General features: G+C 66.6%; 9 protein-coding genes. 3 read left to right on the plus strand and 6 right to left on the minus strand.

Going from position 1 to position 11,812, the window contains the following annotated elements:
* The first annotated feature begins 239 nt into the window (after positions 1-239).
* Genes SMAL_RS18330 through SMAL_RS18340 form a run of 3 tightly spaced genes read left to right on the plus strand, consistent with a single transcriptional unit; the run spans position 240 to position 7,593 of the window.
* Positions 240-1,406: an MdtA/MuxA family multidrug efflux RND transporter periplasmic adaptor subunit gene (locus SMAL_RS18330; RefSeq protein ID WP_012512239.1), complete on the plus strand. Its 1,167-nt coding sequence runs from the start codon at positions 240-242 to the stop codon at positions 1,404-1,406.
* Positions 1,403-4,537: a multidrug efflux RND transporter permease subunit gene (locus tag SMAL_RS18335; RefSeq protein ID WP_012512240.1), complete on the plus strand. Its 3,135-nt coding sequence runs from the start codon at positions 1,403-1,405 to the stop codon at positions 4,535-4,537. The genes SMAL_RS18330 and SMAL_RS18335 overlap by 4 nt, the downstream gene beginning before the upstream one ends.
* Entirely contained in the window at positions 4,534-7,593 is a 3,060-nt protein-coding gene (locus tag SMAL_RS18340) for an efflux RND transporter permease subunit (protein WP_012512241.1), read from the plus strand. Before SMAL_RS18335 ends, SMAL_RS18340 begins: the two co-directional genes overlap by 4 nt.
* A gap of 43 nt (positions 7,594-7,636) precedes the next feature.
* Here SMAL_RS18340 and SMAL_RS18345 read toward each other — a convergent pair whose 3' ends face one another.
* From SMAL_RS18345 to SMAL_RS18370, 6 genes are all read right to left on the minus strand, one after another.
* Positions 7,637-7,948, minus strand: a complete 312-nt coding sequence (locus tag SMAL_RS18345) for a DUF5076 domain-containing protein (RefSeq protein ID WP_012512242.1) — start codon at positions 7,946-7,948, stop codon at positions 7,637-7,639.
* 452 nt (positions 7,949-8,400) lie between these two features.
* Complete coding sequence (locus SMAL_RS18350; RefSeq protein ID WP_006396512.1) at positions 8,401-9,474, minus strand: 3-deoxy-7-phosphoheptulonate synthase; 1,074 nt, start codon at positions 9,472-9,474, stop codon at positions 8,401-8,403.
* 295 nt (positions 9,475-9,769) lie between these two features.
* On the minus strand, positions 9,770-10,027 hold the full coding sequence (locus tag SMAL_RS18355) for a hypothetical protein (RefSeq protein WP_006396514.1): 258 nt from the start codon (positions 10,025-10,027) through the stop codon (positions 9,770-9,772).
* A 112-nt stretch (positions 10,028-10,139) separates the two neighbouring features.
* Positions 10,140-10,478 carry a DUF6616 family protein gene (locus SMAL_RS18360; RefSeq protein WP_012512243.1) on the minus strand — a complete coding sequence of 113 codons (339 nt, stop codon included), beginning with the start codon at positions 10,476-10,478 and terminating at the stop codon, positions 10,140-10,142.
* Positions 10,479-10,529: 51 nt separating this feature from the next.
* Entirely contained in the window at positions 10,530-11,276 is a 747-nt protein-coding gene (locus SMAL_RS18365) for a DNA alkylation repair protein (protein ID WP_012512244.1), read from the minus strand.
* Entirely contained in the window at positions 11,273-11,773 is a 501-nt protein-coding gene (locus SMAL_RS18370) for a MarR family winged helix-turn-helix transcriptional regulator (RefSeq protein ID WP_041864595.1), read from the minus strand. Before SMAL_RS18370 ends, SMAL_RS18365 begins: the two co-directional genes overlap by 4 nt.
* Positions 11,774-11,812 lie beyond the last annotated feature (39 nt).

The raw sequence follows: 11,812 nt of genomic DNA on the forward strand, positions 1-11,812 counted from the left end.
CCGCAGATTCCGGCAGGTTGCCGGCCAGCGGCCGGCACTACCGAATGCGTTGCATGACCATGGTCATGCGGCATTGGCCGGGGTGATTGGCTACCATTGTCACCCCGTCGCTGCCGCGACGGCATCCAGCCACGCCGCGCCCGCGGCCCCGCCAGACAACTCCCTCCCCGCTGCCCGTGGTGCCGTGAACGCGCCGACGGGCCCGCATGTCCCTGCGCGCGCAGGGCGCAGGATGCCCCATGTCTGTCGCCGAAAATTCCCGCTTCCGTCGTGCCCGCCTGTTGTGGGCGGTGCTGGCCATCGCCCTCGTCGCCGTTCTGGCGTGGTGGCTGTGGCCCCGGAACGGCGCCGGCAGCAGCGACGATGCGCCGGGCAAGACGGTGCCGGTACGCGTGGCACGCGCCAGCGCCGAGCCGCTGGTGCTGCGCCTGAAGGCGGTCGGTACGGTCACCCCGCTGCACAGCGTGGTGGTACGCAGCCGCGTGGATGGCGAACTGCTACGGCTGCATTTCCAGGAAGGCCAGCAGGTGAAGGCCGGCGATCTGCTGGCGCAGATCGACCCGCGCCCGTATGAAGTGAAGCTGGCACAGGCGCAGGGTACCCAGCAGCAGAATCTGGCCGAGCTGGAAAACGCCGAGCGCCAGCTGCAGCGCTACCGCGAACTGCAGAAGCAGAACTACGTGTCCGGGCAGGAACTGAGCGACCAGCAGAGCAAGGTGCGCCAGCTGCAGGGCCGCCGCCTCAGCGATCAGGCGTCTGTTGATGAAGCGCGCCTGCAGCTGCAGTACACCCGCATCACCGCGCCGGTCAGTGGCCGCGTCGGGCTGCGCCGGTTGGACGTGGGCAACCTGGTGCGCGCCAGCGATGCCGAAGGCCTGGTGACGCTGGCGCAGACCGCGCCGATCAGCGTGCTGTTCACCGTGCCCGAACCCGAGCTGCCTGCGCTGCTCGATGCCGTGCAGGCGCAACCGGCACTGGCGGTGGAAACCTGGGACCGCGAAGAACGCCGGCAGCTGGCCCGCGGCTCGCTGTCCAGCGTCGACAACCGCATCGATACCACCACCGGCACATTGAAACTGCGTGCGCACTTCGACAACCACGATCTGGCGCTGTTCCCCAACCAGTTCGTCAACGTCCGCCTGCAGCTGGGCGAGCAGCCCGCGCTGCTGATTCCCGATGCCGCCGTGCAGTTCGGCAGCCAGGGCAACTACGTGCATATCGTCGACAAGGACAGCAAGGCACAACGCCGCACCGTGGTGCTCGGTCCGGCCGATGATGGACGCGTGGCCGTGCGCTCCGGGCTGGCCGCAGGGGACAAGGTGGTGATCGAAGGCATCGACGGGCTGGAAGACGGCACGGCGGTGGAGATCATCACCGAGGAGGCCGCGACCAAGGCCGGCGCATGAACCTCTCGCGCCCCTTCATCCTGCGCCCAGTTGCAACGACTCTCCTGATGGTGGCGCTGCTGCTGTCCGGTGTACTGGCCTATCGCCTGCTGCCGGTGGCGGCGCTGCCGCAGGTCGATTACCCGATCATCCAGATCACCACGCTGTATCCGGGGGCCAGCCCCGAACTGACCACACGCACCATCACCGCACCGCTGGAGCGCCAGCTCGGCCAGATTCCCGGCCTGAAACGACTGTCGTCGACCAGTTCCGGTGGCGCCTCGGTCATTACCCTGCAGTTCGGGCTGGAGGTGTCGCTGGGTGTGGCCGAGCAGGACGTGCAGGCCGCCATCAACGCGGCGGGCAGCTTCCTGCCCGGGGACCTGCCGGTGCCGCCGGTGTACCGCAAGGTCAACCCGGCCGACACCCCCATCCTGACCTTGGCGGTGACCTCGCAAGGCCTGTCGCTGCCGCAGGTGCACGATCTGGTGGATACGCGCATCGCCCAGCGCCTGGCGCAGTTGCCCGGCGTCGGCCTGGTCAGCCTGGCCGGTGGCCAGCGCCCGGCGGTGCGCATCCAGGTCAATCCAGCGGCGCTGGCCGCCAACAACCTGGGCATGGACCACATCCGCACCGCCATCGCCGCCGCCAACGTCAACCTGCCCAAGGGCAGTTTCGATGGCCCGATCCGCGCGGTGATGCTCGATGCCAACGATCAGATGCGCAGCGTGGATGAGTACCGTGCCCTGATACTGGCCTGGCGCGACGGCGCGCCGCTGCGGCTGGGCGATGTAGCCACCATTACCGATGGCGCCGAGAACCGCCAGTTGGCTGCGTGGAGCGGTACCACGCCGGCAGTGCTGGTGAACATCCAGCGCCAGCCCGGCGCCAACGTGATCGCCGTGGTCGAGCAGGTGCGTACGCTGCTGCCGCAGCTGCAGGCCACGCTGCCCGCCGGCGTGCAGATGAATGTACTGAGCGACCGCACCGAATCGATCCGCGCGTCGGTGCGCGGCGTGCAGAAAGAACTGGTACTGGCCATCGGCCTGGTGGTGCTGGTCACCTGGGTGTTCCTGCGCAATCTGCCGGCCACGCTCATTCCCAGCGTCGCGGTGCCGCTGTCGCTCATCGGCACCTTCGCGGTGATGCTGCTGGCCGGCTATTCGCTCAACAACCTCACGCTGATGGCGCTGACCATCGCCACCGGCTTCGTGGTGGACGATGCCATCGTGATGCTGGAGAACATCGCCCGCCATCTGGAGGAAGGCGAAAGCCCCCGCGAGGCGGCGCTCAAGGGTGCAGCGGAAATCGGCTTCACTCTGGTGTCGCTGACCGTTTCGCTGATCGCGGTGCTGATCCCGCTGCTGTTCATGGCCGACCTGGTGGGCGCACTGTTCCACGAGTTCGCGGTAACGCTGGCGGTAGCCATCGGCATCTCGCTGCTGGTCTCGCTGACGCTGACGCCGATGCTGTGCGCGCGCTTCCTGAAGCCACATGCGAAGGGGTCAGAGCCCCACGGGGATCTGACCCCGGCCCAAGGGTCGGATCCCGCCAGGGCTCCGACCCCAAAACCAGATGTCTTCGACCGCATCATCGCCGTCTACGACCGCCAGCTGCGCTGGGTGCTGCAGCGCCAGCCGCTGATGTTGCTGGCCACCGTTGCCACCCTCGCACTGACCGTGGCGCTGTACTTCGCCGTGCCCAAGGGTTTCTTCCCGGTGCAGGATGCCGGCCTGGTGCAGGGCATCAGCGAAGCGCCGCAGGCGATCTCGTTCCAGGCCATGCGCGAGCGCCAGCAGGCGCTGGCCACGGCCATCGAAGCAGACCCGGCGGTGGCCAGTGTGTCCTCCTACATCGGCGTGGACGGCAACAACGCCACGCTCAACACCGGCCGCCTGCTGATCGAACTGAAGCCGCATGGCGACCGCGATGGCGCTGCGGTGGTGATGGCGCGGCTGCAGCAGCGCGTATCGAAGATTCCGGGCATCACCCTGTACCTGCAACCGGTGCAGGAGCTGGGCATCGAGGACCGCATCAGCCGCAACCAGTACCAGTTCACCCTGACCACGCCGGATCTGGAAACGCTGGAAAGCTGGACACCGAAGCTGCTGCAGGCCTTGCGCCAGTCGCCGGCACTGCGTGATGTCGCCAGCGATCTGCAGATGCAGGGTCGGCAGGCGCGCGTAGCAATCGACCGCGATGCGGCGGCGCGCCTGGGCGTAAGCGTGGAAGCGGTAGCCGATGCCCTGTACAACGCCTATGGGCAGCGCCAGATCTCGACCATCTTCACCCAGGCCAGCCAATACCGGGTGGTGCTGGAAGCCGATCCGGCGCGCCAGCCGGGACCGGAAGCCATCACCGGCCTGCGCGTGCGCAACAGCGCCGGGCAGACCGTACCCCTGGGTTCGGTAGCGCGGGTAGAGGTGGGTCCGTCCGCACTGCTGCGCAATCACGTGGGCCAGTTCCCGGCGGCCACGCTGTCGTTCAATCTTGCCCCGGGTGCTTCGCTGGGCGAAGCGGTGGATGCCGTGCACGCCGCGCGCGCGCAGGTGAACCTGCCGCAGAGCATCGAACTTCGCCTGCAGGGCGCGGCGGCCGCCTTCAGCAGCTCGCTGTCGTCCACGCTATGGCTGATCCTGGCGGCCGTGGTGGTGATGTACATCGTGCTGGGCGTGCTCTACGAGAGCTTCATCCATCCGATCACCATCCTCTCCACCCTGCCCTCGGCCACCGTCGGTGCGCTGGCGGCACTGTGGGTAAGCGGACGCAGCCTGGACCTGATCGCGGTGATCGGCATCGTGCTGCTGATCGGCCTGGTGAAGAAGAACGCGATCATGATGATCGACTTCGCACTGGACGCGCAGCGCACACGCGGCATGTCACCGCGCGAGGCGATCCATCAGGCCGCGCTGCTGCGTTTCCGGCCGATCCTGATGACCACGCTGGCCGCGCTGTTCGGCGCAGTGCCGCTGATGCTGGCCAGTGGTTCCGGCGCGGAGCTGCGGCAACCACTCGGCTGGGTGATGGTGGGCGGGCTGCTGGTCAGCCAGGTACTGACCCTGTTCACCACGCCGGTGATCTACCTGGCCTTTGATCGCCTGCAGCGTGGCCGTGCGACGTCCCCGGTGGCCGTTGACGAGGCGCGCGCGTGACCCCCATCGCGCGCCTGGCGCAGGCCTGCGTGCAGCGCCCGGTAGCGACGATCCTGCTGGCGGTGGCGCTGGTGCTGGCCGGCCTGCTGGCATTGCGCCTGTTGCCGGTGGCGCCGCTGCCACAGGTCGATTACCCGGCCATTGAAGTCAGTGCCAGCCTGCCCGGCGCCTCGCCCGAGTCGATGGCAGCCACCGTCGCCACGCCGCTGGAGCGCGCACTGGGCAGCCTGCCCGGCATCTCACGCATCGACTCGGCCAGCACCCAGGGCCAGACCCAGATCGAACTGAAGTTCGTACTCGGCCGCGACATCGATGAGGCAGCGCGTGAAGTGCAGGCCGCCATCAATCTTGCACGCGGGCAGTTGCCCAGTGGCATGCCCGGCATGCCGCAGTACCGCAAGGTCAATCCCTCACAGGCACCGATCCTGGCGCTGGCACTGACCTCGGACACGCGTTCGCCAGGCCAGCTGTATGACCTGGCCTCCACCGTGCTGGCGCAGAAGCTGTCGCAGGTGCCGGGCGTGGGCGAAGTGCAGGTGGGCGGCAGCGCCTTGCCCGCCGTGCGTGTATCGCTGGACCCGAATGCACTGAACCATGCAGGCCTGGCGCTGGAGGACGTGGCCCAGGCCATCGGCCGCGCCAACGCCATGCGCCCGCTGGGTGCCGTGGGCGATGACCGCCAGCAGTGGCAGCTGGAAGCGCCGCTGCAGCTGCGCCAGGCCGCGCAGTACCGCGAACTGGCATTGAAGGTCAGCGACGACCGCACGCTGCGGCTGGGCGATGTCGCCGCCGTTGCCGATGGCGTGGAAGACCGTTACGCCAGCGGCTTCCACAACGAACGCCCCGCCGTGCTGCTGATCGTCAGCCGCCAACCCGGCGCCAACATCATCGCCACCGTTGATGCCATCCAGGCGCAGCTACCGCAACTGCATGCGCTGTTGCCCTCCAGCGTGGACATGCGGCTGGTGATGGACCGCTCGCCGGTGATCCGCGCCACCCTGCACGAAGCAGAGCTCACGCTGGTGCTGGCGATCGTGCTGGTGGTGCTGGTGGTGCTCGGCTTCCTCGGCCACTGGCGTGCAGCGTTGGTGCCCAGCGTGGCGATTCCGGTGGTGCTGTTCGGCACGCTGGCGCTGATAGCGCTGATGGGCTTCTCACTCAATACGCTTTCATTGATGGCGCTGATCGTCGCCGCCGTGCTGGTGGTGGACGATGCCATCGTGGTGCTGGAGAACATCGCCCGCCATCGCGAACTGGGCGCCGACCGCTGGCAGGCGGCAGTACGGGGTGCATCGGAAGTCGGTGCCACGCTGCTGTCGATGAACGTTGCACTAGCCGTGGTGTTCGTCTCCATCCTGTTCCTGGACGACTTCGTCGAACGCCTGTTCCGCGAATTCTCGTTGACCCTGGTGGCGGCCATGACGGTCTCCGTGCTGGTCGCGCTGAGCCTGGTGCCGATGCTGTGTGCACGATTGTTCGTGGATGCCGCGCAGCAACCCTCGCGCTGGCAGCGGGGCAGCAATGCGCTATTCGAACGTGTGCGCAGCGCCTACCTGCGCACGCTTCAGGCCAGCCTGCGCCGGCTGCGCTGGCCGTTGCTGGCCTTCGTTGCAGTCATCGCGCTTAACACGTGGCTGTTCCAGCAGGTGCCCAAGGGCATCGTGCCCAAGCAGGACACCGCGCAGCTGCGCGGCTTCGCGCGCGGCGATGACGGCCTGTCCTTCCAGGCCATGCAACCGAAGATCGATGCGTACAGGAAGCTGTTGCTGTCCGATCCGGCCATCGAGGACATCATCGGCTACATCGGTGGCAGCAACGGGGTCAACAACGCCTTCATCATGATCAAGATGAAGCCGCTGGCCGAGCGCAAGGTGTCCAGCCAGCAGGTGATCGACCGCCTGCGCGCGCGGCTGCCCAAGCTGCCCGGCGGCAATCTCTATCTGTGGGTGGACCAGGACATCCGCCTGGAGGGCGCCGGCAGCAGCGGCAAGTACGAGTTCCAGCTGCTTTCAGCCGATACAGCGCCCCTGCGCGAATGGGCACCGAAGGTGGCTGCCGCCCTGCGTGGCCTGCCCGAACTGGTTGACGTGGAAGCACAGGGTGAAGCGGGCATGCGCCAGGTGGTGCTGGATATCGACCGCGAAGCAGCCGCGCGCCACGGCGTGGACCTGCGCACGGTGGCCAATATGCTCAACAACTCCTTCAGCCAGCGCCAGGTCGCCACGCTGTACGACAGCCTCAACCAGTACCGCGTGGTGATGGAGCTGGACCCGAAGCACACCCAGGACCCGGGCACGCTGTCACGCCTGCAGGTGATCGATGGCAACGGCCAGCGCATTCCGCTGTCGAGCATCGCCAGCTGGCGCTATGGCATGGCACCGGACCGGGTGTACCACAGCGAGCAGTTCGCCTCGATCTGGATCGAGTTCGCGCTGGCACCGGGGATGGGCCTGGAACAGGCCACGCAGGCGATCGATGGTGCGATGTCGAAACTGATGCTGCCGCGTTCGGTCCAGGGAAAACTGTCCGGTGAAGCCGGCGGGCTGGATCAGCTGCGCGCGCGCCAGCTATGGCTGGTGCTGGGCGCCACGCTGGCGGTCTACCTGGTGCTGGGCATCCTCTACGAGAGCTTCCTGCAGCCGCTGGTGATCCTGTCCACCCTGCCCTCGGCCGGTGTCGGTGCGCTGCTGGCGCTGTGGCTGTTCGGCAACGAACTGAACCTGATCGCCCTGCTCGGCCTGTTCCTGCTGGTGGGCGTGGTGATGAAGAACACCATCCTGCTGGTGGATTTCGCGCTGGCCGGCGAGCGGCGCGGGCTGAGCGCGCAGGATTCAGTGATGGAAGCCGCACGGTTGCGCCTGCGGCCGATCCTGATGACCTCGCTGGCAGCGCTGCTGGGCACGCTGCCGCTGATGCTGGCCAACGGCGAAGGCTGGGAGCTGCGGCAACCGCTGGGGATCGCCATTGTGGGCGGGTTGCTGGTCAGCCAGTGGCTGACGCTGTACACCACCCCGGCGATGTATCTGGCCTTGGCGAGGATTCGGGCGAAGCGGTGAATGTGGGGCGGGGAATTCATCCACGCGTGGCGTGGATCTACCGTCAATGCCGCACGATGAACCCGCCGGACCGGCCGCTGGATGGCGCCTGCAGCTCCTCGTTGAAGGCTGCCTTGATGGCCTCGACCACCACGTCACGGTCCATGCCCTCACTGGTCACCAGCGCGTCGGCAACGTGCTGGGCAACGTCGGCAAGAATTCGCCCCCAGGCACGTTCTTCGCGGATGTCGGGGCGATCCTCGTACAGCCCCACTTTCAATGATACATGCAGCCCGCGCTCAGCGATCCACACGCGAATCATCTCGACCGAAGATTCGTCGCGTTGGGCAGCTTCAGGGATGATCAGTTCTTTCATGGCGGCAGCCGCAAGGAGAAGTGATCGCATTGTGGCCCACATCCATGCATGGCGTGGATCTACTGCGGACCTTGAGTAGAGTCGAGCTTGCTCGACTGCCATTAGTGCACGTTTTTCCGCAGTCGAGCAAGCTCGACTCTACGTGTCCAAGGCGGATCATCGCACTGTGCGGACTGGACCACTTGGCGTGCCGGGTGCGACCCGACGGGCCCGCGACAAATGTGGCCTCCAGCGGGTCGTAGCCGTCATTGCCAGGGACGGCGAATCGTCCACGCATGGCGTGGATCTACTGCCACCCCGGCGATGTACCTGGCGCTGTCGCTCATGCGCAGCGCCAGGCGCATCGCCGGTGCAGATGGGCCGGTCTCCAACTCCGACCGGCCCTGATCGCGGCCGCACCCCCGCAGGCGCTGGCCGCCATCCACACACGTGCCGCACTCAGGCGGCTTCCATCAAGCTGCTTCGGATACCTTCACGTCGCGACGGGCGCGCACGGCCGCAGCCAGTCGCTCCAGCACCGTCACGGTGGTGTCCCAGTCGATGCAGCCATCGGTGATGCTCTGCCCGTAGACCAGCGGCTGGCCTTCCACCAGTTCCTGGCGACCACCGACCAGATGGCTCTCGATCATCACGCCAACGATGCGCTGTTCACCGTCTTCCAGCTGAACGGAGATGTCGTCGATCACCTTCGGCTGGTTCTCCGGGTTCTTCAGGCTGTTGGCATGGCTGGCGTCGATCATCAGACGCGTCGGCAGCTTGGACTTGGCCAACACCTGGCAAGCCTCGGCAACACTGCCTGCGTCGTAGTTCGGCTGCTTGCCGCCGCGCAGGATCACATGGCAATCCGGGTTGCCGGTGGTCGACACGATGGCGGTACCGCCCTGCTTGGTGACCGACAGGAAGTGATGAGGATTGGACGCCGCACCCACCGCGTCAGCGGCGATCTTCACGTTGCCATCGGTGCCGTTCTTGAAGCCGACCGGGCACGACAGCCCCGAGGCCAGCTCGCGATGCACCTGGCTTTCGGTGGTGCGTGCGCCGATCGCGCCCCATGCCACCAGGTCGGCGATGTACTGCGGCGAGATCACGTCGAGGAATTCGACACCGGCCGGCAGGCCGAGCTTGTTGATGTCGCGCAGCAGGCCACGGGCAATGCGCAGGCCCTTGTCGATCTTGAAGCTGCCGTCCAGGTCCGGGTCGTTGATCAAGCCCTTCCAGCCCACCGTGGTGCGCGGCTTCTCGAAGTACACGCGCATGACGATCTCCAGCTCACCGGCCAGCGCGTCACGCAGCGGCTTCAGGCGCTGGGCGTACTCGATGGCGGCCTTCGGGTCGTGGATCGAGCACGGGCCTACCACCACTGCCAGGCGGTCGTCGCGGCCGTGCAGGATCTGGTGCAGGGCCGCGCGCGAGGCGCTGACGGTGTCGGAGGCTTCATCGTCACAAGGCAGCATCGCCAGCAGCTGGGCAGGCGGTGTCAGCGGTTCGATGGTGCGGATACGCAGGTCGTCGGTGTGCGGGGGCATTGCAGGAGATCTCCGGAACGTTGGGGGTCCCCAGCGTGGCGGCATGAAAAAAGCCGCCAGGTTCGCTGGCGGCTTTCGGGAATGCGTCTGAAGCTTTCTTCAGGGTGAGCGCAGTCCTTCCTCCGCCAGTGGCTTCGGAAAGTAATACCAGTAAAAGCTGGTGGGGGCTGCGTTCATGGGATCTATTGATAGCACAGCTTTTGCGCAGTGCAAAATGTTTCATCCGCAACTGGGGATGCGGTTCAGCGATGTGCCCGCTTGAGACGACTACGCGGCGGCACGCATGCAAAGTCGCTCATCTGCCATGCACTTCCACATCCAGCAGCAGGCCTTCATGGATGTCCGCCCAGCGCTCCAGCACGCGGTCCAGCTCCTGCCTGGCTTCGTCCAGCTGCTCGGGGTTGAGCAGGGAGCGCGCGGTGTAGAGATCGGAGACCAGCTGCCGCAGGGTCGCTTCCGGAATGGCCACCGACGGCCCCTCCTGCCCCGGCAACTGCAACGCCGGGCTGTCGCCAAGAGGGCCGAACAGCGTGACCTGGAGCTTGCTCTGCATGATCAACTTCCCTGCGGACGGACATGGGCAATGCACTGTTTACCGTGTCCGGGTGACAGGCGCATGTGCCACCCCTGCCGAGGACCGGGATCTGCCTGCGTCTGCCGCCCCGCTACAAGGCGGCCAGGTCGGCCAGGTGCTGGGTCATGCTGTCCACCGCGCCCACCGCATGGGTGGTGGTGAAGTAGTCGTGCCAGCCGGTGGCGGCGATGCCCGCCATCAGCGCGTCGGTCTCCTCGCGGCTGGCGCAGCACCAGACTGCATAGAACTGCTCACCACAGCCGTGCGGTACGCCCGTGGCAATGCGGCCCATCGCCAGCGGCGTGATGCGGGCTGGATCGAACTGCTGCATACCGGCGCCGATGCCGGCGAAGAAGGCATTCCGCTGCTCGGGCGGGAGTGTGGTCCAGGCAGGTGTGGCGGTATAGAGCTCAATGAAGGTGTGCGGCATGGTGGTCTTCCCTGAGGTGGTCGATTGGCGTCCGCCGGGCATGGCCCGGCGCTACCGGGATTGCAGCGAGCGCAGTGCGCGCTTGCGGATGTAGGCGTTGGCGGCGCTGTCGTGTTCGCGCTGCCAGCGTGTGCAGAGATCACGCAGCCACTGTGGCTGCGTCTTGCCAGCATCGTTGAGCCAGTTGCCAACCGAATCCTGCACATAGCGCATGGGATCGTTGGCGAGTGCTTCCAGCACCGGCAGCGCATGTTCCGGATGCTGCTTGAACAGCGCGATATGCGTGGCCCAGACGCCGCGCGGGCGCAGCGCCTCGCAGGCGAAGCGACGCAGGTATGGCGATGCGTCCTGTGCCCACGGCTGCAGGTACTCCAGCGCCTGCATCGGCGCAGCAACGATGTCGGCACGCAATGCCAGCCACGCCCATTCGCGCACGCCGAAGTGCGGGTCATCGGCCAGCGGTCGCATCGCCTGCAGCTTCGTTGCCAGCGTTGTAGAGGCATCGCTGCCGATCAGATAGCAGGCCCAGCCACGCACGGTGTCGGAGCTGTGAGCCTGCCAGAGCGCAGGCGCGCCCTGTCCCGCCCCGCGCAGCAGCTGTGCGGCCAAATCCATGCGCTGGGTGATGCCCTTGTCTGCAGCGTCGCGCATGCGTTGCAGCACCTCCGGTGCAAGCGCGGGGGCTACCACCTGCAGCAGCGCAGCGAAGTCCACTGCAAGGCACTCGGCCAGATGGGTCGTCGCGACGCTGCCACTGTTGAGCGCACACAGGCGCTCTGCGGCGATGGCACCGCTCATGCCGCAGTCTGACGCCCGGCGTCGGTGTGCTGCCAGACCTTGTGCAGCAACTGCGAAAGCTGCCGCTGTTCACTCGCCTCCAGGCCATTGAACAGTCCACCGATCCACTGCGTGTGCTGGTCGAACAATGACTCGGCCAGGCGCGCGCCCTTTGCGGTCAGCACGATCTGCAGGCGGCGACCATCCTCGGCATCGCTGCGACGCTGCAGCAGGCCTTCGCGCTGCAGGCCATCGAGCAGGCCACTGATGGTGGCGCGGGTGACGGCTGCACGCTCGGCAAGTTCATGCGGCGGCAGCGTGCCACCGGCACCGTGCAGCAGGAACAGCACGATGAAGCGCCCCTCGCTGAGACCCTGTGGCGCCAGACGTGTGGCGCAGTCGCGATCGATCGACGATGACAGCGACAGCAGCTGGAAGCACAGGTGCAGCTGCGCGACGTTGGCATGGCCTCGTCGCTGTGCCTCGTCCAGCAAGGCATGGTGCTTGGCTTCGATCATCATTCATATCCATATGATTAGGCGCCTAATTATAAATCA

The organism is Stenotrophomonas maltophilia R551-3 (genome assembly GCF_000020665.1).
In the GTDB taxonomy this organism is placed as follows: domain Bacteria; phylum Pseudomonadota; class Gammaproteobacteria; order Xanthomonadales; family Xanthomonadaceae; genus Stenotrophomonas; species Stenotrophomonas maltophilia_L.

Coding starts and splice junctions, on each gene's coding strand:
- SMAL_RS18355 (WP_006396514.1), bottom strand. CDS start 10,027: ATGCAGAGCAAGCTCCAGGTCACGCTGTTCGGCCCTCTTGGCGACAGC.
- SMAL_RS18330 (WP_012512239.1), top strand. CDS start 240: ATGTCTGTCGCCGAAAATTCCCGCTTCCGTCGTGCCCGCCTGTTGTGG.
- SMAL_RS18335 (WP_012512240.1), top strand. CDS start 1,403: ATGAACCTCTCGCGCCCCTTCATCCTGCGCCCAGTTGCAACGACTCTC.
- SMAL_RS18360 (WP_012512243.1), bottom strand. CDS start 10,478: ATGCCGCACACCTTCATTGAGCTCTATACCGCCACACCTGCCTGGACC.
- SMAL_RS18365 (WP_012512244.1), bottom strand. CDS start 11,276: ATGAGCGGTGCCATCGCCGCAGAGCGCCTGTGTGCGCTCAACAGTGGC.
- SMAL_RS18345 (WP_012512242.1), bottom strand. CDS start 7,948: ATGAAAGAACTGATCATCCCTGAAGCTGCCCAACGCGACGAATCTTCG.
- SMAL_RS18350 (WP_006396512.1), bottom strand. CDS start 9,474: ATGCCCCCGCACACCGACGACCTGCGTATCCGCACCATCGAACCGCTG.
- SMAL_RS18370 (WP_041864595.1), bottom strand. CDS start 11,773: ATGATCGAAGCCAAGCACCATGCCTTGCTGGACGAGGCACAGCGACGA.